Source organism: Vibrio sp. QJM3NY_39 (assembly GCF_057785895.1).
In genome coordinates, this window is record NZ_CM173506.1 from 1 (window position 1) to 21,377 (window position 21,377).

A 21,377-nucleotide genomic window follows, 5' to 3' on the forward strand; every position below is an offset into this window, starting at 1 on the left:
ATGGCAACAATGAAAGACATCGCTCGGGTTGCAAAGGTTTCAACGTCTACCGTGAGCCATGTGATGAACAAATCACGTTTTGTCAGTGAAGAGATTGCTGAGCGTGTAAACAGTGCGGCCAAAGAACTCAACTACGCGCCGTCTGCATTAGCTCGCAGCTTAAAAATGAAGCAAACCAAAACCTTGGGCATGCTGGTTACCACCTCTACCAACCCATTCTTTGGTGAAGTAGTGAAAGGTGTTGAGCGTCGTTGCTACGAAAAAGGCTACAACCTCATCCTATGCAACACCGAAGGCGATAGCGAACGCATGAAATCCTCTATCGATACCTTGCTGCAAAAGCGTGTCGATGGCTTGATGCTGATGTGTTCAACGCTTGAAGGTCAGCATATCGATGTGTTCGAGCGCTATCCAGAGTTGCCTGTCGTGGTAATGGACTGGGGGCCAATGCTGTTCGCAAGTGATAAAATCCAAGACAACTCGCATCAAGGTGGCTACATGGCAACCAAACACCTGATCGACAATGGTCACTCGGATATTGGCTGTATTACTGGCCCACTGCATCGCAACCAAGCCTCTTCTCGTTATCAAGGCTATAAACAAGCAATGGAAGAAGCGAATTTAGAGATCAACCCTAAGTGGATTGTTGAATCAAACTTCGAATGCGATGGTGGCTTTGATTCTTACCAAACATTAAAAGCCCGTGGTCAAATGCCTTCGGCCTTGTTCGTCAGTAACGACATGATGGCGATGGGTGTTATTCATGCGGCAGCTCAAGATGGCACATTGATTCCAAATGACCTGTCTATCATTGGCTACGATGACATCCACTTATCTAAGTACATGACACCCGCTTTAAGCACAATCCACCAGCCAAAGCACCGTTTAGGCAAAGCGGCGGTCGATACCCTGCTAAGCCGACTACAAACGCCAGACGCCTACCCGCAAGTCGTTGAACTAGAACCGACTCTTGTAGAGCGAAGCAGCGTAAAAGCGATTTAGGGCTCAACCTGCCCATGATACAATTGAAAGCTAGCTTTTTCGGGCTAGCTTTTTTGTCTTTGGCACATAATTACGACTTTTAGTTGCTCCATAAATACCCTTTATATGCAGGACTTACACCCCCAACATGTGCATTTGCGCGCTTAGTAACTATTTACGCACTTAGCTACTATTTACGCACTTAGCTACTGATTATCATCTACACTAACAATGAAATGACATCGACATGGAGAGCGCTGTTTTATGATCGCGGGTTGGTTTGACAACATATCCCTACAGAAGAAGCTATTGGTTAGCTTTTTTATTCCTATCGCTTTGATGCTTATCGTTGCTTTTTCTGTTCACGACAACACCCGAAATATTGTGAAAGACAATAATTGGGTCGTTCATACACACAAAGCCATCGCTCGGGCTCAAGAACTTCTCAGCTTAACAGTAGACATGGAAACGGCTCAGCGTGGCTATCTGGTCTCCGGTGACCTCGTTTTTTTAGAACCCTACTACTTGGCACTTGATGTGTGGCCTCAAAAAATTCAAACCCTTGCGACTCAAGTGAGTGACAACCCACCTCAAGTCGAACGCCTTAATCGAATTGATGCTATCCACAACACATGGCTAGAAAAATCAGGAGAGAAAGAGATCATGCAGCGCAACCTCGTGAACAGAGGTGAAGCTGAAATGCAGAGTGTTGTCTATCTCACTCAGCAGCAAACCGGAAAAAAACTGATTGATGAGGTACGTCAAGAGATTGCTCAATTTATTGAAATTGAACAACAACTTATCAGTGTCAGAGTCGCCAAGTCCGAAAGCTCAGCCAATCAAACCAGTTATGTACTCATTCTGGGAACACTGTTTTCGGTGTTTATCTCACTCCTTGTCGCTACGTGGTCGTCCAAGCGAATTAAACGAAGATTACACACTCTACTTCAAGCAGCGAACCAAGTTGCCGCTGGCCATTTGAAACAAGGCGCTGCGACTCTCGAACTTGGTTCAAAGAACGACAGTCAAGACGAAGTGGCTCTCCTCACACAAAGCTTTCAAAAAATGACAACAAACCTCGTAAAAAATGACAGCGAAATGCGAGAGAAAAATCAGGAGTTAGTCGAAGAAAGAACCAAAGCAGAAGCGGCGGTAAAGGCTAAGAGCGAGTTTCTGTCGACTATGAGCCACGAGATTCGAACGCCAATGAATGGAGTACTTGGTATCTCCCAGATCATTGCCAGCCAAACCCAAGAGCCGGAAACAAAAGAGAACATCGATCTCATTCTCGATTCTGGCCATCATTTAATGACGATACTCAACGACATATTAGATTTCTCGAAAGTGGAAGAAAATAAGCTTGAGTTAGACTTTGCACCCTTTAATTTTGTCCAAGTAATACAACCTGTACGTAGCGCGCTTAAACCTTTGGCCGATGAAAAAGGCATTCGCCTGTTAATCGAAAATAATATACCAACAAGCATCCAGCTGATCGGAGACTGTGCAAGATTACGTCAGATCATGTTCAACTTGGGCGGTAATGCGACCAAATTTACCAAAGAAGGTCACGTGTCCATTCAAGCGGATCTCAACAGACCAAACAACCAACTTATTCTCACGGTAACAGACACGGGTATTGGCATTCCAAAGGACAAACACGAGCAAATTTTTAATTCGTTTGCACAAGCTGACACTTCAACCACAAGAAAGTTTGGCGGGACGGGGCTTGGCCTCGCGATCGTTAAGAATCTAGTCAACTTGATGAATGGTGAAATAACACTGACGAGCGCTGTCGGGCTTGGCACAAAATTCCAAGTTTCTCTGCCTATCGCATGGCAAGAAGGAAAAACAGGGGATATCGTCACACCAGTAATCAATACAGAAAACCTGACTTGTGATTCATTGCGTATTTTATTGGTGGAAGACAATCGTATTAATGCGATCGTTGCACAAGGCTTCTGTGAAAAGCTCGGCCATCATGTTGATCTTTCGGAGAATGGTAAATTGGCGATTGAACGCCTCAAAACCAATCAATACGATCTGATCTTGATGGACAATCACATGCCGGAAATGAACGGGATCGAGACCACTCAGTACATCCGCGAGAAACTAAAACTCGACACCTTGATATTCGCCTACACGGCCGATGTTTTCCGTGAAGCTCATGACAACTTTATTCAAGCCGGTGTCGACCATATTCTGACTAAACCTCTGCAACAAGAGAGCTTTTTCGATGCCCTGCAACAATTTTCGAATCGATTACCTAAGCAAATAAAAACCGAAGGCTCGACTGACATCAAAAATATCGTCGAACTTCATCGCAAGCCAATTGAAACACTGAGATTAACAGAAGAAGAAATAAGTCAGTCAGAAGTGATACGCATACTTAAAGACGACACGGAAGGATTCAGCTTACTTATCGATTCGACCATTATTGAGTTCGAACAGTCTGTTGATCGAGTCATCGAATACTATTTAGCGAAGGAGTTAGAGCCACTATGTCGCACCTTGCACTCCATTAAAGGTATGTCGCTAAACTTAGGTCTCAACATGCTTTCTAAGCAGGCATTAGAGCTAGAACGGCAAGCAAAAGACCAGCAACTGCCTGATATTGAACTGCTGCAAAAGCTGCTCAATCGACTTACGGTCAACATACATCAAGCTCAGCGGATGAAAGCGGTTAATTCGATTGAGCGCCAGACTCAAATGAATGATAAAACTTAAAAAAATTCACTCTCAAACCAAAGCGCAAGGTTTCATCACTTTGCGCTTTTCGATCTTATGTCGCCTTAATCTTTGTTCTAACGATTTAACGGTTTAACAGAGCGGTTATTTGCTGGATCTCATCTTCGACATCAATACCATTGTATTGCGGCGCAATCGAGAGATCTTGAATAATCACAGTTTCTACAGATTGCTTGTCGTTGAGCTGAAGCATTAAGTCTCCCTTTGGTGAATAGGTTCTACTGCTACCACAATAAGTCGCGGTAAACGCATCAACCACATCCTGCCCAACGCGATTACACGTCACGACATGACACCCCTCTTCTAAAGCTCTCGCTTGAGCAATAGCAAAGCTGTGGTGACCACCAAAGTTGGCCGGGTGCAGAATAACGTCGACCGACTGATACGCTCTCATGATCTCCGGGACCCAAATATCAAAGCAAATCGCAACACCAAACTTTAAGCCCTTGAACTCAAATGTAAGGAGCTCACACCCACGTGAAAAATACTGTTTGTCGAATTTGGTTTGACTGACTTTTCTGTATTTATGAAGTAAACCTGAACCATCAACCACCACGACGCTATTGTAATATTGGCCGCTATCTTTCTCGGCAATACCAGCAACAATCAAGGTGTGATGCTTCGCTGCCATCTGAGTTAACGAATCAATAGTAGTACTGTCGTTGAAGTCTTCAGCCAGTTCATGAATTTCTTCAGCATCGTTAAAAATATATCCTGTAGTGAACAATTCAGGCAACAGAGTGATATCCCCGACTGTCGATTCCGCTTCCAAAAGATCAGAGACCGACTCAATGTTCTTTTGTTTGTTTTTATATTCAACTTCAAGCTGAACAAGGGTGACGCTGACATTATTCAAGATCGAATCCTTGCTAGGTAATACTTCAAACTGTAACGCTTCAAGCTTTAATACTTCAAACTAGAAACTAAGAACGACAGAGTAAGACAACCCCCTATCGCTTTCTTATTAGCACTCCAAAGGTTGAAGCAGGAGCACAGTCCTGTACACATTTCAAATCTGCCTACGGCGCTAATTTAGGCTCTGACAAAACTGGTGGAGTGCTGTCCATATAGGTTAAGAAATTTGCCCACACTTCATGCGTACGCTGCTTGGTTAACGTTGTCTTGCAGGAAAGCGCCATAAGGCCTCGTATTGAACCATCACGCCATTGGGTGTACACAGAGTTACAATGAGCCGACATGTACGCCTGCCAGCTCTCCTGAGCCTTCTTAATTGACGCCACCAGCTCAGCATCATGAGCATTGTGCTCAAAGCTGGCTGTAAGGTATTTATCCAGTTCCGCTTGTGCGGATTCCAACTCAATTGCAGCACAGTGATTAATCTCTAACGTGTTCATAGCATTCTCGCAATCGACTGTCTTTTCAACAGCGAGCACAGAGCACGAGAAGTAAGCCAAACCGAACAGTGTTATCACTCTTTTCATAAAAATCCTTGATTCTGTCATCAATAAATTTGCGACATGTTTCGATTAACTGAAACACAGGTTATTGAGTCAATTTCCTTCAATATCCCAATCGTATATAACTCTAGTCTTTATAGGGTTATAAATATCTTTTATTCGTATTAGTACGGCAAAGCCAAGTAAAATCCACAAAGAAAAATCGGATAAACATCAATATGTTACTGGTAAAATCGAAAAAACATTATCTTTATCAATAATTCATGCGTTCATTCACAATATTTATTATTTTCCTTGCTACCTAATCGTTAAATTTATAAATTAACTTGAATGCTCACCCAAACCGGTAACGCTTCTCCAACTATGGATATCAAGTACCAACATTTTGCCAAGACTTCGTTCTACTTTGCCATTTCTTTCTTTTTTTCTATGGCATTGCTTATCCCTTTTACACCGTCTCACTACCAGAATTTAACGGAAGACACATCGAGGCTTGTCGAAACAAGGCTTGAGAGCATTCAATCAAGGTTTGACCTTTTTCTATCAAGCATCACACCGGACCACACTTGCGACTCGATGGTTAGGCAACTTCGCCAAAACGTTTTTGATGCCGATTGGGTAAAAGAAGCGGCGGTATTCAATAAAGACGATCGTTTTTACTGCTCGACTACCGATGGCGAAGTCTCATTTCGCCTGTACAGCACCATCAGACAAAGGCTCAATGACGCCCCGAACTTAACAACCTTGTCGTATTCAAATTCAGCGATCACTCAAGTGCAATCCATCATGCTGATTTTCTCTAACAAGGAAGAAGCAGGAGTGAGCCTGATGATCCCACCACATTTCATCTATGACATTGTAGAAACAAACCTGAGCAAGCACGGAATTCAGGCCAAAGTTGAGGTGATTAAAAAAGATATTCACCCTTCTGATACAGCACCGTCTATTGCCAAAGTACGAATACAATCGAACGCTTACCCGCTGACCATCACGTCATATATTGGCTATCAGTATTATTGGAACTTCCTGTTGAACTATTTATGGTTTGGCTTTCTGATGGCCGGAATCACCACCATTATTATCCTTTCCATCAAACATAAGAAGCAAAGCCAGCGTAGCTTAGAATACTCACTGTCTAGCGCACTCAAAAACAAACACTTACATGTTCATATGCAGCCTATCGTCAACCAAAACACAACTGAAATTGTAGGCTGCGAGTCGCTGCTCAGGTGGAATGATCCTATTGAAGGCAATGTATCCCCTGCTATTTTCATTCCGCTTGCTGAAAGCTTAGGGTTAATAGAAGACCTCACGTACTTCGTGTTACGTGAAGTATTAGCCATGATCAACAGCAACCAACACCTGTTTCAATCAAGGTATGTCAGCGTCAACATAAGCCGGAATGTGCTATCAAATAGCAACTTCGCAAGCAAGGTGCGTCATATATACAAGAAGAACCCAGACATTCTCAAACAGGTGGTTTTTGAAGTAACCGAAGATGGTGAATGTTCTGATGCCGACATGGTCAAAATCAGAGGCAACCTAACCAAACTATCGAATATGGGCGTAAGAGTCGCGATTGATGATTTTGGTACGGGCTATGCGGGCTTAGACTTTGTGAGACAATTCCCGTTCAGCATTCTCAAAATCGATCGCGTGTTTGTGAAAAACATATCCGACGAATCAAGCCTTGGTATCCCTTTGCTGGAGTCCATGCTTCAGTTGTCCCGAACCTTAGGTATGCAAGTGATCGTCGAAGGGGTTGAGTACGAATCCCAAGTGAACATCTTGTCTAAACTGGGCGTCGACTATATCCAAGGCTTCTATTTTTATAAACCGATGCCAATAAGCCTGACGATTAGTTTGCTCAGACAGCAACATATGGCTGCAGATAATGAAGACAAACTCTCATCCACCTCAACGCCAGAATGGGAACAAGTCTAAGCAGACTCATTGAGGGCAGCCTGCCTCACAATATTTTTACATCTAGTTAGGACTCTCGGAGCGTTTCCAATGAACATAAGAGCGTTGTTCGCGTCCCTAAAATACATGCGTGGTATCTAGATACCACGCATGTGTCTGAGAGTGAGCGGTTTCTTTCAATGTTACGCTTCACTGTTTACTCATAATCAAAACATTGCTGTTTGAGCCAATGGCCTAACGTTCTGATTTCAAACTGCTTAGCTCTCGACTTTTTGTAGACAAAGTACATATTGTCGCCAGTCGGCAAATCGTGCATTGGGATACGAACCAAGTTTTGTTGAAGATCTTGGTCGTTAAGAAAGTAGTCGTTCAGGAATGCAATACCTTGATGATATTTCACGGCCTCAGCGGCCAATACCATGTGGCTGAATTGGCTAATTTTCACATCCTTTGGCAAGCTGAAACCACCCCGTTCACACCACTGAATCCAGTCTTTCGCTTCACCGCCTTCCTTGAAGATTGAATTTACTGAAAGTAACTGCTGATCCCATAGTGCCTCTGGCAAAGGTTTATCTTCGATTCTCTGCCACACCTTTTGGCTACAAAACGGATATAGCTGCTCTTTATATAGGAAGTCACTAACGTAGTTTTTCTTTGGCGGATTAGCAGTGATAAAGCAGTCGGCAACTTGATCCGAGAACTCAGGCTCATCGGCCACCATACTTAACGTTAAGTCGATTTCTGGATGCTGTTGGCGTAAGTTTTCGAGCCTAGGCACCAACCATTTAACGGCCAAAGAACTGTACATTGCAATCCGAATTTTCCCACTTTCACCCTCACGGATTTGGTAGCTGGCTTGCGCGATATTCTGCAATGAATGAGACACCTCCTCGTAGTAACGCTCTCCTATCGGGGTGAGCGATAAACGCCTTCCCTGACGCACAAACAAGGTTTCACCTAAGTAGTCCTCCAGTAAGCGAACCTGATGACTCACTGCACTTTGAGTAACATGAAGCGCTATAGCCGCCTGAGAAAAGCTATTAAAACGAGCGACCGACTCGAAACATTGTATTGCTCTTAAAGGTGGTAATTTCATTATTAGCTCAGCTCATACTAAGTGAATTTTTATCATTATATATGAAACGATTTTATACATTAAGATTACGCCATCACACTTCTTCATTTTCTCTTTAACTCACACTGAACACGCGTCAGTCAATGATAGGAGCTTCATCATGCCTTCAATGTCTGTTGGAATGGCAATGAGTTTACTCATTGTCGGTAATCTAATTGCGGTTTTCTCTGATGCCTTAATTAAAACCTTGGGCGAAGACATTGCTGTGTTTCAATTTGTCTTCTTCAGACAGCTAACTGCCGTGTTAATCCTTTTGCCTTTTTGTTTTGGTGTGAGTAAAAAGAGCTTCACCGACGGGCTGAAATGGCATGCCCTGCGCGCGCATATCTGGTTGCTGGGTGCAATCTTTATGGTGTTTGCCATCAATGCCATGCCATTGGCCACCGCCAACGCGATTTTTTACGCCGCACCTTTGATGATGCTGCCGTTAGCCTTGGTATTTTTCAAAGAACAACTCAGCCGCTACTCCATTGCTGCTGGAATATTCGGCTTCATGGGCGTTCTTGTCATCATTCGCCCAACAGAGATCGATTGGGCGGCCATTGCAGCGCTTATCGTGGCGTTAACCATCGCCAGCAATAACTTGTTGATCCGTAAACTCCCAAAGCACCAAACTGTGGCACAAACATTGTTGTTAACCAACTTAGCAGGAGTTCCGGCATCACTTGGACTCGCCATTTGGGAAGGCCGTGAATGGGATTGGACGCCACTTATCACTGCCGCAGGTTCAAGCAGTTTTATCCTCATATACGCGGCGATATGTGTCGTCACTTACCGATCGGCAGAAAGCAATAAAATCGCCAGTGCTGAATACAGCGGCTTACTCGGAACGGTCGGAGTCGGGTTGATCTGGTTTGGTGAAATGCCTGATATTGCAATGGCGATTGGCACAGCGATGATCATACTGCCACTCATCTGGCTGGCTCGAAATGAGAAGAAGCAAAGCTAACAAAGTTTATTGATACCAGACCCTGAATACCAAGCGAAATAAGTAAAATATCACTTCAGACAAGAGCTTCAATTAATATGAACAATGTGAAGCCGTAACTGTAAAAGTAACGGCTTCACATCTTTGTCTCTTGGTCTCTTGGTCTCTTCGAGCTGAGCTTAAAGAGAAATAGAAAGCGAACAAAGGGATGAGTTAGTCAGCGAATTAGACTAGTTCGTCGCTTTTGAATCGGATGAATTTGCCGCTTTCGTCGCTTCTTCGGCGGTTTTCTTACCAAATACCGTATCCATCATAAAACCAATACGCTTAGATGCATCACCGAACTTGTTCGGGTTAGCCGTATATGGAACTTTAAACTCTACTTCACCTACTCTTTGCCCGTTTTGATAAGCATTGATCTCCGCTTGCTTTAAGAACAACGCTAAGTCCCAGCTCCAATGGCCTTCATACTCCAATGTTAGCTTATCAAGATCGTGCTTCGACTTATCAGGTACGACGGTGTAGGTATAATCGTTATCTTGCAGCCACGTTTCCATGGTATTTAAAAACCCTTCACGTGTTTCAGCGTCTTTAACAATAACAACATCCACTTCAGTCGTAGATTCTGGAATCGCGCTCCCAGTGTAACTAGGGGCTCCACAACCAGCCAAAATTAAAACCGAAAGCGATAATAGTAGGTATTTTTTCACGTTATATATCCATTAACAATTAACTGCGTAAATGATACCACATCAAAAAAATGACATATTATATAAGCAAAGGTTAACCAGACATTCCTTGTTACATAAGACACTCAAAAATAACGAAAGAAAACTCGAATACGATGGGTCTTCTTTGAAGAATATTTAATTTCATCGCATCGTTGAGTGCACTAAAAGGGATATCATGGAAAAGAAACTTCAAACCAAACTGGCTATTAGCCTACTGCTGTTGAGAATCGGCATTTTTATCGTCTTCTTGTTCTGGGGCTTGGATAAGATCCTTGTACCTGAGCATGCAACAAAAGTACTGTCTGGCTTTTACGGAATCGACATCTCGGATAATGCAATAATGGCTATGGGTGTCGCGCAGCTAGGGTTCTTAGGCGCGTTTGTTGTCGGCATGTGGAAAAAGTATACCTATGGCGCAATTTTAATCTTGCACGCAGGTTCCACCTTCGCCTCTTTTGGTAAATATATGGACCCGTTCAACAACCTACTGTTCTTTGCCTCTTGGCCAATGCTCGCAGCTTGTATTGCACTCTTCTTACTGCGCGACTACGACACTTACAGCGTTACCAACTAACACAAAGGGCGCCTGTTATTGGCGCCCTGTTTGGTTGGGTTGATTCTTAAACGTTTGTTATAGCGCTATAGCCTAAGATTTAATACTAACTATCAGTGCAATTACCGACACTACTAATGAAAGCATTGAGATAATAATTGCCAAACCTGGGTTTCTATTTAGCCACTTAAGCAAACGCCCCAATCGTGATTCAGTTCCAACTTCATAACCGAGTTCAGTTAATGAAAATTCCTGATTTGAATATGTAATATAACGATTGCTTTCCAAAATCCGGAGAATCGAATCCATTTCCATTAGCAAACCATTTTTTTCAAAGAAACTGGCTAACTCGCCTTGAGCGAACACAAAAGCATCAAAACGATAAGATTCTATCGTTAAAGCTTCTGTCTTTTTTCTAGCCTTGAAGTCTTTACAAATCATAGCTAGAACTTTTTGGATAAGTTTCTCATTCATACTCTAAATTCTGTCCTGCGCTATAACGCTTAAGTATTTATCCGTTGTCGTAGCACAATGGATAAATACCTGTTGGACTTGGCCGCTTCTATCTATGGAATTTGCTTTTTAGGACTGACTTGCGTTCTACTCTTATCATTAAGACCGGTACCCTGCCAGCCGTCCATTTTCCACTTCTAGCCGCCAATTTATCTACAGCGACTATACCCGTTGCATAATCTTTTTAAAAGCGAACAATGCCCCTCTCTCGCCATAACACAACGATAATTTTATTCATTATAATCAGACAACTAGGTCAGTCGGTGCTCTGAAACGACTATCCTAGGTCTAATATTGATGCACACGAGTACCATGCTGTTGCTATGGCAGTTCGGACAACAAGGTTTCTCTTTCAGCACTTCCGATTTCTCTACGGTTCGCTTTCGTAAGCTTTGCCTAATTTCCGCTATCGCTTTTACCCGTACAGCATTAGCTAAAAAGCCATAGTAGCGTATTCGCATTAGCCCTTTAGGCAACACATGTAAAAGTAAGCGTCGAAGTAACTCGCCCGCATTACAACACATTCTTTGCGTCCCATTGGTTCGGTAGTCTTTGTAACTCATCGTGATACGGCCATCCACGTTATAACTTAATTGGTTGGGATTTAATCCGATACGATTGCAATACCGAGATAGATAACCCACTACAGCTGTAGGCTCGTGGAGTACAGGTTTACTGTACACAACCCATCTCTTACTAGCGACTTCCTCTAATAAATTACTGTGCGTTGCTATCAACTCGCTTACTCGACATAACATCTCTTTCTTAAAGCGAACGGATAAAGCTTTAACCGGAAGCAGGTAACTCTCTTTTCTTGTCGGTTGCCATTGCCGATCTTTTGTAAGCACCCCACTCGGTAACAGGCAATGAATATGAGTATGTTGACTCAGATTTCTTCCCCAAGTGTGAAGAACCATCAATGCACCAAGTTGACCAACAAGATGATGCCGCTCATTAGCAAACGCGCATAACGTTGCCCACACTGAGTGAAACAAGCATTGATAAACCACCTTAGAATGCGCTTTAACCAAAGCATTGAACTCGTGAGGTAAGGTAAAAACCATATGATGGTAGGCCACAGGTAAAATATCTTGGCTTCGCTTTGTTAGCCATTGCTGTCTCATCTGCTCTTGGCAATTGGGGCAATGACGGTCTCGACAAGAGCAGTACCAACGCGTTTCATGACCACATTGCTGACAACGCCAGTCGTAGCTGCCCATACGCTCGGTCCGGCAGTCTCTTAAATGGTTAAGCACCTGCCACTGTCTCGGTGTGACTTTGCTTTTATCAAGCTCTTCTAAGCCTTGTGTTAATACGGCTTGGTAAGGAGATAATGCGTTCATTCGCTCTCCTCCCATAGTTGAGCAACTAAGTCGAACTTACTTCCGTCCGAGCTTTCGTTGTGATGACCTATCCAATGGGTGTACCTCAATGTCGTTTTGATATTCGAATGTCCGAGGTAACGCTGCAGAACATTCAAAGGCATGCCCGATTCAAGCTGATGTGTCGCATAAGCGTGCCTCAAGGCGTGTATTCCTCCTAATTTTCTGACGTTTGCCTCAACTTTTGCTGCTTTGAAGCACTTCTGCAAAGAACTAATACCCAATGGCTTTTCGGGCTCTAGGCTGGGAAACAGCACTACGGTTGGGTGATAATGACGCCAGTAATTTCGAAGATGATTCAGTTGGCTATCACCCAGTGGAACAAAGCGATCTTTTTTACCTTTACCACAATGAATGTGCAGTCGTTTCGCCGTACCATCGATGTCTTTCACGTACAAGCCGACGACCTCACTGACACGTAGGCCACACCCGTAACACATTTCAAGTGCGGTCTGATATTTAAGACTTCGACAATGACTAATGATACTTCTTACTTCCTCGAGATTAAGCAGCTCCGGTATTTTACTGGCACGTTTAATCGGAGGAACCAGTCGCTCTTCAAATTCTCTATTCAAAACGGCACGATAAAAGAACAAGATGGCATTCAAAGCTTGAGCACAAGTACTACTACTTAAGCTCCGCTCTGTGGTGAGCGTACGTAAATACGTACCAATCTGTTGATCGGTGAGTAAATCAGGGGACAGTTCGTAAGTAGTAGATAGATCTTTAACCCAACGTAAATAGCTTGCATGGGTTTTCGGAGAAAAACGGCGAACCGCCATTTCATCGATAAGTTGTTGTCTTAATGGGCTCATGATGTATTCCTTAATCTATGGATACATCATAAGTTTCGTCTATCGGGTAAGTGAGAGGAAAGTCCTCCGCGAAGCGGCTTAGTTCAACAGCTATATTAGACAGAATAATTCTGCATTCTGTACCTGTAACATTTCTGTCTAGTAATCTAAACCGTGCAAGCTCCGTCTAATAACCCATTTAATAACATAATCTTACCTACTTATCTTCACATCAAACATGACGAAAAGCAGAAATTTTCCATATAGTTTCTGCAAAATGCAGAAAACACCTCAATGTGTGAGTTAATCGTTACCTTATTCGGTTGTTTACTGACCAAGTCCTAGGCAGTTTTGACCTAAGTTTTTGGGTTGAATGATGATTGAACCGCAGTTCAGGCAATGAATTGACACGGATTGGGGAGCTGTACACTCAAACAAAAACGCCGACATGATTATCGGCGTTTACGCTATTGGTATGGATGAATGTGAGGTAGTAACTACTTCGCCATGGTACTCAAAAACTCGGCTTCGAATTCTTCATCGGCTTCTCGGGTTAGGCATTCCACCAGCCAGTTGATGCTTTCATGATCTAGGTTACTGTTCACCACGAACGCTTGTTTCACGCCAAACTCACCAAGCTTGGCTGAACCATAGTTCTTGAACGATTTATTGCCGTGATAATGGAGTGATTTAACCGCCTCTGCGTTGGGTTCAGGTAATTCATCCAGTGTGTTGGCAAGCTGAATCACTAGCTCCATCGGATTCTTAGATGACGAGATACGATACAGAAAACCGCCCTCCACTTTCTGCCTAACCCAGTAATCAAAGCTGCTGTAATCCATCACCTTATCACTGACCAGTGCCGCTTCGCTGCGATAAGCACATGCTTCTAACATCACAGGTGTGTGTTTAAATTCTGGCTGTCCTGAATTGGAATCGGTGTTAGGTAAAATCAGGTCACACGGCTTGCTGTCTTTGGCCGTGGTGCCGTTCCAGTGGATCGGCATAAACACCTGCTCTTTACGCATCTCTTGGGTTAATACCAAACGCGCTTGAGACTCACCTTGAGCACTTTTCACTTTAACAACCTGGTTGGTTTGGTTTGTGCTCGTTTCCAATCCAAATTTCCTGGCGGTTTCAGGGTGAACAGCAATGAACGGTTCGGGAGTGTGGTCTCCAAGTGATGAGGCAAGCCCTGTTCTACTCATAGTGTGCCATTGATCGCGCACTCGTCCGCTGTTCATAATAAGCGGATAGTCTGGTGAAGACGTCGTTAATGGCAAAGCATGTTCAACCGCAACAAATTGGGCTTTTCCTGACTTAGTGAAAAACTCGCCATCAGTGAACATTCGTTTATTTACGATATCTTGCTGTAATTCTAATACGGGCCATTGCTGGGGTTTTAGCTCGCTATAACCTTTATCGTCCAATTTGGTTAGACCAATTAAACACAGGTCTCGCGTTTTACCGTCAGTATTATCAAGACCCGTCATTTGACAGTATTCTTCAAATATCTGCCCTTCATGACGATAATCAAAGGCATGTTGATGACCCATTTTCTGCGCCACTTCTTTAATCATCCACCAATCAGGTTTAGCTTCACCTGGGCTTGGCAATATGCGGCGCTGCCTTGATATACGGCGCTCGGAGTTGGTCACGGTACCCGATTTTTCACTCCAACCTTGCGCAGGCAACACAACATCGGCCAAGCGTGTGGTTTCAGTATCGGCAATGCAATCTGACACCACCACAAATGGACAGTTTTCTAGCGCTGCTTTCACTCTCGCACTGTCTGGAAGGCTCACCACAGGGTTGGTCGCCATAATCCACACCGCTTTGATCTTGCCTTCAAGCATGTCGTCAAACAACTCGACTGCTTTCAAGCCGGGTTTGGTTGCTAAGTTATCGGTTTGCCAAAAGTTACTCACCGTTTGGTGTGATTTCTCATCCCCAAACTCAAAGTGCGCCGCTAGCGTATTCGCTAAACCACCCACTTCGCGACCGCCCATTGCGTTGGGCTGCCCGGTCACAGAGAAAGGCCCCATACCTGCTTGTCCGATTTTTCCGGTGGCTAAATGACAGTTGAGAATAGCGTTCACTTTGTCACAACCTTGGCTCGACTGATTCACACCCTGAGAATAAATGGTGACGACTTTTTGTTTAGAAGCGAACGCGCGATAGAAGCGCTCAACCTCTTGTTCCGCTAACCCGGTCAGTTGGCTGACGCTTTGCTCTGAATTGATGCTTGAATCAGCGTGGTAAACATACTTCTTTGCTGACTTGATCGCTTGTTGGAAGCCTTCTGTATGTTTGCTTATGTAGGCTTCATCAAGTGCATCATTATCCGCTAAGTATGAAAGTAACCCGTTAAACAAGGCCACGTCAGAGCCCGATTCAATCGCTAAATGTTGATCTGCTATTTCACATGTGTCGGTATAACGAGGATCTATGACGATCACTTGCAGTTTGGGATTCACTTGCTTAGCTGCTCTTAACCTTTGAAAAAGAACCGGATGACACCATGCTAAGTTTGAGCCAGTTATCACGACCAAGTCGGTGTGCTCTAAATCTTCATAACAAATAGGCACCGTGTCGCTACCAAATGCACGCTTGTGTCCAACAACACTCGATGCCATGCAAAGCCTTGAGTTGCTGTCGATGTTTCCGCTGCCAATAAAGCCTTTCATCAGCTTATTGGAAACGTAATAGTCTTCTGTTAACAGTTGACCAGAGACATAGAACGCAACCGAATCAGGACCGAACTCTTCAATGGTTTGGTTAAACCTATCAGCGATCAATTGAGTGGCGTCATCCCATACGAGTTCGTGTTTTTGTTGATTCTGAATATGAGTAGGCTGAGTAAGACGACCTAAAGGTGTTACGGTTTCACCTAGAGCAATGCCTTTAGTACATAACTTTCCATAATTCGACGGATGTTCTTTGTCACCGCGCACTTCAAGCTTACCTAATGCAGTGGGCCTCGCTTCTATTCCGCAGCCAACACCACAATAGGCACATGTCGATTTTATCCAGCCACTATTTGAATCACTCATCCGTTTCTCGCTCAATTATCCATAATTGTATTTATTTAGATCAAGCAAATAACACGCCATTAAATCAAAGAATCACGAACATAACAAAACACAAATAAAAACAACAACTTAATAAAACAAAAACAATTAAAACTCAGTTACCAAGAAATGCTTGATATGAAAAACTTATTTTTTGCACCATCTTGCTGAATGTTGCACCACAAACGCTCATTTCCATAAATTTAACAAAAAAATTACATACCACTTTAGGGGTAATTGCGTGCCACCCGAAAATCTTAATTGATTGAAAAATATGAATTAAATTTTATTTATTTTGCTAAATTATAATTTGGCATCCTCCTTGCTCCACTAGAAACCAAGAGTTAGAAAAACAATTTTTGTTTTCTTGATAATGATGAATTGAGTGGAATCTCAACCCGGTATTCATTTGTTAACCATTAGAAGTTAAACGCTATAAACGTTAACGCTATAAACAATGAAGCCGAGAATAAGGAATGGATTATGAGCAAGAAGAAGATCGTCGTCGTTGGTAACGGTATGGTTGGACACAAATTTATCGACAACATATTGCAGTCAGAAAGTGATGAGTTTGATGTGATTACTTTCAGTGAAGAGCCAAGGTTGGCTTACGACCGAGTTCAGTTAACGGCGTACTTCAAACGCGGAAATGCTGATGATTTGGCATTAACCAGCGAAGAGTATTACCAAAGCAATGGTGTCAATTACCTTTTAAACTCGAAAGTCGCTCAACTAGATACTGACAATAAATGCGTTGTGACGGAATCGGGACATATCGAAAGTTATGACACTTTGATTCTGGCGACCGGTTCATTCCCTTTTGTTCCCCCTATTCCCGGTAACGACCGAGAACACTGTCACGTTTATCGCACCATCGAAGATCTAGACGCCATTGAATTATCTAGCAAAGGCAGTAAATCGGGCGTGGTGATTGGTGGCGGCCTGCTTGGCTTAGAAGCCGCAAACGCAGTCAAAAACCTTGGCTTGGAAACCCATGTTGTAGAGTTCGCGCCTCGCCTAATGGCCGTTCAATTAGATGACGGTGGCGGTGCGCTTTTACGCAGAAAAATTGAAGACCTTGGCGTCCAAGTTCACACCGAGAAGGCAACCTCTGAGATAGTTGCGGGTGAAAACGCTCGCTACAGAATGAACTTTGCAGACGGCACCCACCTTGAAACCGATATGATTGTGTTCTCTGCGGGTATTCGTCCTCAAGATGCCCTAGCTCGTAGCTCTGATATTGCCATTGGTGAACGTGGCGGTATCGTGATTAACGATCATTGCCAAACCAACATCGAGAACGTGTATGCGATTGGTGAATGTGCACTTTGGGACAACAAGATCTTCGGCTTAGTGGCGCCTGGCTATTCAATGGCGAAAGTCGCCGCAGCGCATATCATCTCTGATGGAGCGAGCGACGCTTCGTTTACTGGTGCCGACATGAGCACCAAGCTCAAACTGCTTGGTGTTGATGTAGCCAGTATTGGCGAAGTACACGGCCAAACAGAAGGCGCTCAATCGTATACTTATAACGACGAAATCGAGCAAGTTTATAAGCGCCTTATCATCTCAGCGGACGGTAAAAAGATTGTTGGTGCAGTATTGGTGGGCGACGCCGAGGCTTACGGGTCACTACTGCAAATCAAACAAAACGATATGCCTCTTCCTGAAAATCCATCCGTGCTTATTCTGCCAAACCTCGCGGACGATTCTGGCTCAGCAATGGGCGTTGAAGCTCTGCCTGATAGCGCCGTGATTTGTTCGTGTTTTGATGTGACCAAAGGCGATATCAAAGACGCCGTATCTGCAGGCTGCACCACCATGGCTGCATTGAAAGAAACAACCAATGCTTCAACAGGTTGTGGGGGTTGTTCTGCGCTTGCCAAACAGGTTCTCGATAGCGAGCTGAGTAACTTAGGTGTGGAAGTCTCAAACGATATCTGTGAGCACTTTGCCTATTCTCGTCAAGAACTTACCGACATTATCCGCGTCAACAAAATCAAGACATTCGATGAGCTATTGGATTCTCATGGCAATGGATTGGGCTGTACCGTCTGTAAACCGGCTGTCGGTTCTATTCTGGCTTCTTACTGGAACGATTACATCCTAGAAGATCAGCACATTGAACTGCAAGACACCAACGATATCTACCTAGGCAACATGCAAAAAGACGGCACTTATTCAGTTGTGCCACGTATTGCAGGCGGGGAAATCACCCCTGACAAATTGATCGTGCTTGGCGAGGTCGCGAAAGAGTTCGACCTTTACACCAAAATCACCGGTGGTCAGCGTGTCGATTTGTTTGGTGCACAGCTCAACGAACTGCCTATCATCTGGAAAAAGCTGATTGATGCAGGTTTCGAAACAGGCCACGCCTACGGTAAGTCGGTTCGTACTGTTAAGTCGTGTGTGGGTAGCACTTGGTGCCGATACGGTATCGACGACAGCGTAGGCTTAGCGATTCGACTAGAGAACCGCTACAAAGGGCTGCGCTCGCCACATAAAACCAAGTTTGCAGTTTCTGGCTGTACTCGTGAATGTGCAGAAGCGCAATCGAAAGACTTCGGCATTATCGCAACCGACAAAGGTTGGAACCTCTACATCTGTGGTAACGGCGGTATGCGCCCTCGCCATGGTGACCTTTTCGCTACCGACCTTGATGAAACCACCCTTCTGCAATACATAGACCGCATTCTGATGTTCTACACACGTACCGCAGATCGCCTACAACGTACATCAGTATGGATGGAAAACCTTGAAGGCGGCATTGAATACCTCAAACAAGTCGTGATTGAAGACAAACTCAATGTTGTTGAAGAACTTGAAGCCGATATCGCCCTCAATATCGAAAAATATCAGTGTGAGTGGAAAACCACCATCGAAAACCCTGAAAAGATGAAGCGCTTCCAGCATTACATCAACAGCGAAGAAATGGACACTAGCCTTTCATTCATCAAAGAACGAGAGCAGCGTTTTCCTAAGCCGAGCTTGAGCGATTCATCTGAGAAAGTTCGAAATGAAGCCCTCGCCAATTCTGAACAAATTGAAGTTACCGAAGTGTCGTAGATGCCTTTCGTCTGTGATCGCCACTACGCCACTTAACCGAATAATGATTATAAAGCTCATCTTTTGACTAGGAGAAAGTCATGAAAAATTGGACAACCGTATGCAGCACTAAAGATTTAACCCCAAATGGTGGCATTTGCGCCAAAGTTGAAGATAACCAAGTGGCTATTTTTTACTGTAAGCGCAGCGACACGCTTTATGGGCTCTCTAATTACGACCCTGTCGGCAAAGCGAATGTGATGTCACGTGGTATCATTGGTTCATTAAGCGGTGAGCCTTACGTAGCTTCGCCCTTATACAAGCAGCATTACCACTTAGAAACTGGCGCGTGCCTTGAACAACCCGATCTCAAGCTCGTGAAATTTGAAGTTCGCAAGCAAGGAGAGCAAGTACAGGTTCTCGCACCGCTTGCTATCGCCAGTTAACTAAACGCCGACATCATCATGTAAACGCTTTATCAGCGTGAGCAATTTCGGCATAGGGTTTAGCCACATGAATGCGTTCGAATTTCGGAAGTAACGCACGAGCTAAAACCGGGTAATTTTCCAGATTTAAAGGATTTAAACCATGGATAACACAAAATTTTCGCTGCTTTCATTTACGGGTAAGATGAAAACCTTACACCTAAGTTGGATGGCCTTTTTTATCACCTTTGTTGTGTGGTTCAACTTTGCCCCGCTACTGCAAATGGTAAAAACCTCACTTGGTCTTTCCACTGAAGAGATCAAAACACTCCTGATCCTCAACGTTGCGTTAACCATTCCTGCTCGTGTCGCAGTGGGTATGTTAACCGACAGATACGGCCCAAGATTGGTCTACTCTTCGCTACTCGCAATCTGTTCAATCCCTTGTTTTATGTTTGCGATGGCAGACTCTTTCATTCAAGCGGCGATTGCACGTTTCCTATTAGGTTTCATTGGCGCAGGCTTCGTTGTTGGTATTCGCCTTGTGTCTGAGTGGTTTCCACACAATGAACTGGGTACAGCAGAAGGTATTTACGGCGGTTGGGGTAACTTCGGTTCAGCAGCGGCAGCATTCACTCTTCCAACTCTAGCTCTAGCATTTGGTGGCGAAAACGGTTGGCGTTATGCGGTTGGTATTACTGGCGTAATGAGCTTAGCGTTCTCGTTTGTGTTCTACAAAAACGTAACGGATACACCAAAAGGTTCGACTTACTTCAAGCCTGCTCAAGTAACAGCGATGGAAGTAACATCAAAGGGTGACTTTTTCTTCTTACTTATTATGAAGATCCCAATGTATGCCGCTCTTGCACTACTGACATGGAAACTATCGCCAACCAACATCAACATGCTGTCTGACATGGCGGTTTACTCGGTTTACGCAGGTTTAGCCGCACTTTACGTATACGAAGTGTCACAAGTTTGGAAAGTGAACAAGAACGTATTTAAAGAAGAAGTGCCAGAGATTCACCAGTACAAATTCAAGCAAGTTGCGGTACTTAACGTACTGTACTTCGCGACATTTGGTTCTGAACTGGCTGTTGTTTCTATGCTGCCACTGTTCTTCTCTGAAACTTTTGAATTAACACCCGTTCTTGCCGGTATGGTTGCATCGGCTTATGCCTTTATGAACCTAATGTCTCGCCCTGGTGGCGGTTGGATTTCAGATAAATTTGGCCGTAAACCAACACTGCTTATTCTAACGATTGGTCTTGCTGTGGGTTACTTCGCAATGGGTCAAGTCGACAGCACATGGCCAGTATGGCTAGCGGTTGTAGCAGCCATGGCGTGTTCTTTCTTCGTTCAAGCGGGTGAAGGTGCGGTATTTGCGACAGTTCCTCTAATCAAACGACGCATGACAGGTCAGATTGCCGGTATGACGGGTGCTTACGGTAATGTTGGTGCAGTAGTTTACTTAACAGTGCTGTCTTTCGTGAGCTACCAAACCTTCTTCTTAGTGATTGCTGCGACCGCCATACTTGGCTTTGTGACTCTACTGTTCATGGAAGAGCCTAACGGTCAAATTGCCGAAGTGAACGACGATGGCAGTGTCACGTTGATTAATGTTTCAAACTAGTCTCAGTACTATGAAGCATTGATATTATTGAATCGGGAGAAGCACCTTAGCAGATACATCAACGCTAGGTGCTTCGTTCAAAGGCTCTAAGTTCACTAGA

General features: G+C 44.0%; 16 protein-coding genes. 8 read left to right on the forward strand and 8 right to left on the reverse strand.

What is annotated here, in order from left to right:
• Positions 1-1,002: a substrate-binding domain-containing protein gene (locus AC3CHU_RS16105; RefSeq protein WP_004730338.1), complete on the forward strand. Its 1,002-nt coding sequence runs from the start codon at positions 1-3 to the stop codon at positions 1,000-1,002.
• A gap of 243 nt (positions 1,003-1,245) precedes the next feature.
• Positions 1,246-3,705 (forward strand): CHASE3 domain-containing protein, encoded by a 2,460-nt coding sequence (locus AC3CHU_RS16110; RefSeq protein WP_488525900.1) that lies wholly within the window; start codon positions 1,246-1,248, stop codon positions 3,703-3,705.
• A gap of 85 nt (positions 3,706-3,790) precedes the next feature.
• On the opposite strand, the gene AC3CHU_RS16115 is transcribed toward AC3CHU_RS16110, so the two are convergent.
• Positions 3,791-4,582, reverse strand: coding sequence for a carbon-nitrogen hydrolase family protein (locus AC3CHU_RS16115; RefSeq protein ID WP_488525901.1), 792 nt, complete (start codon positions 4,580-4,582; stop codon positions 3,791-3,793).
• A 163-nt stretch (positions 4,583-4,745) separates the two neighbouring features.
• Entirely contained in the window at positions 4,746-5,168 is a 423-nt protein-coding gene (locus tag AC3CHU_RS16120; protein WP_488525902.1) for a lysozyme inhibitor LprI family protein, read from the reverse strand.
• A gap of 339 nt (positions 5,169-5,507) precedes the next feature.
• Between AC3CHU_RS16120 and AC3CHU_RS16125 the strand changes: the two genes are divergently transcribed.
• Positions 5,508-7,088 carry an EAL domain-containing protein gene (locus AC3CHU_RS16125; RefSeq protein WP_488526338.1) on the forward strand — a complete coding sequence of 527 codons (1,581 nt, stop codon included), beginning with the start codon at positions 5,508-5,510 and terminating at the stop codon, positions 7,086-7,088.
• A 175-nt stretch (positions 7,089-7,263) separates the two neighbouring features.
• On the opposite strand, the gene AC3CHU_RS16130 is transcribed toward AC3CHU_RS16125, so the two are convergent.
• On the reverse strand, positions 7,264-8,163 hold the full coding sequence (locus AC3CHU_RS16130; RefSeq protein WP_488525903.1) for a LysR substrate-binding domain-containing protein: 900 nt from the start codon (positions 8,161-8,163) through the stop codon (positions 7,264-7,266).
• A gap of 139 nt (positions 8,164-8,302) precedes the next feature.
• Here AC3CHU_RS16130 and AC3CHU_RS16135 point away from each other — a divergent pair, with 139 nt between their 5' ends.
• The gene (locus AC3CHU_RS16135) at positions 8,303-9,151 is read left to right on the forward strand and encodes a DMT family transporter (protein ID WP_488525904.1); all 849 of its coding nucleotides are present in this window, start codon (positions 8,303-8,305) and stop codon (positions 9,149-9,151) included.
• Positions 9,152-9,360: 209 nt separating this feature from the next.
• Here AC3CHU_RS16135 and AC3CHU_RS16140 read toward each other — a convergent pair whose 3' ends face one another.
• Positions 9,361-9,840 carry an Sbal_3080 family lipoprotein gene (locus AC3CHU_RS16140; protein ID WP_488525905.1) on the reverse strand — a complete coding sequence of 160 codons (480 nt, stop codon included), beginning with the start codon at positions 9,838-9,840 and terminating at the stop codon, positions 9,361-9,363.
• A 196-nt stretch (positions 9,841-10,036) separates the two neighbouring features.
• On the opposite strand from AC3CHU_RS16140, the gene AC3CHU_RS16145 reads away from it, so the two are divergent.
• Entirely contained in the window at positions 10,037-10,435 is a 399-nt protein-coding gene (locus tag AC3CHU_RS16145; RefSeq protein WP_488525906.1) for a hypothetical protein, read from the forward strand.
• A gap of 72 nt (positions 10,436-10,507) precedes the next feature.
• Here AC3CHU_RS16145 and AC3CHU_RS16150 read toward each other — a convergent pair whose 3' ends face one another.
• From AC3CHU_RS16150 to AC3CHU_RS16165, 4 genes are all read right to left on the reverse strand, one after another.
• Complete coding sequence (locus AC3CHU_RS16150; protein WP_263223132.1) at positions 10,508-10,888, reverse strand: hypothetical protein; 381 nt, start codon at positions 10,886-10,888, stop codon at positions 10,508-10,510.
• Positions 10,889-11,178: 290 nt separating this feature from the next.
• Positions 11,179-12,270, reverse strand: coding sequence for an IS91 family transposase (locus AC3CHU_RS16155; RefSeq protein WP_488525907.1), 1,092 nt, complete (start codon positions 12,268-12,270; stop codon positions 11,179-11,181).
• A complete protein-coding gene (locus AC3CHU_RS16160) occupies positions 12,267-13,124 on the reverse strand; it encodes a tyrosine-type recombinase/integrase (protein WP_488525908.1) in 858 nt (285 codons plus the stop codon). Before AC3CHU_RS16160 ends, AC3CHU_RS16155 begins: the two co-directional genes overlap by 4 nt.
• 476 nt (positions 13,125-13,600) lie before the next feature.
• A complete protein-coding gene (locus AC3CHU_RS16165; protein ID WP_488525909.1) occupies positions 13,601-16,156 on the reverse strand; it encodes a molybdopterin oxidoreductase family protein in 2,556 nt (851 codons plus the stop codon).
• A 501-nt stretch (positions 16,157-16,657) separates the two neighbouring features.
• On the opposite strand from AC3CHU_RS16165, the gene nirB reads away from it, so the two are divergent.
• The 3 genes from nirB to AC3CHU_RS16180 all read left to right on the forward strand — a co-directional run bounded on the left by nirB (position 16,658) and on the right by AC3CHU_RS16180 (position 21,277).
• On the forward strand, positions 16,658-19,240 hold the full coding sequence (gene nirB / locus AC3CHU_RS16170) for a nitrite reductase large subunit NirB (protein WP_488525910.1): 2,583 nt from the start codon (positions 16,658-16,660) through the stop codon (positions 19,238-19,240).
• An 80-nt stretch (positions 19,241-19,320) separates the two neighbouring features.
• A complete protein-coding gene (nirD, locus tag AC3CHU_RS16175; protein ID WP_488525911.1) occupies positions 19,321-19,665 on the forward strand; it encodes a nitrite reductase small subunit NirD in 345 nt (114 codons plus the stop codon).
• 142 nt (positions 19,666-19,807) lie between these two features.
• Positions 19,808-21,277 (forward strand): NarK family nitrate/nitrite MFS transporter, encoded by a 1,470-nt coding sequence (locus tag AC3CHU_RS16180; protein ID WP_488525912.1) that lies wholly within the window; start codon positions 19,808-19,810, stop codon positions 21,275-21,277.
• Positions 21,278-21,377 lie beyond the last annotated feature (100 nt).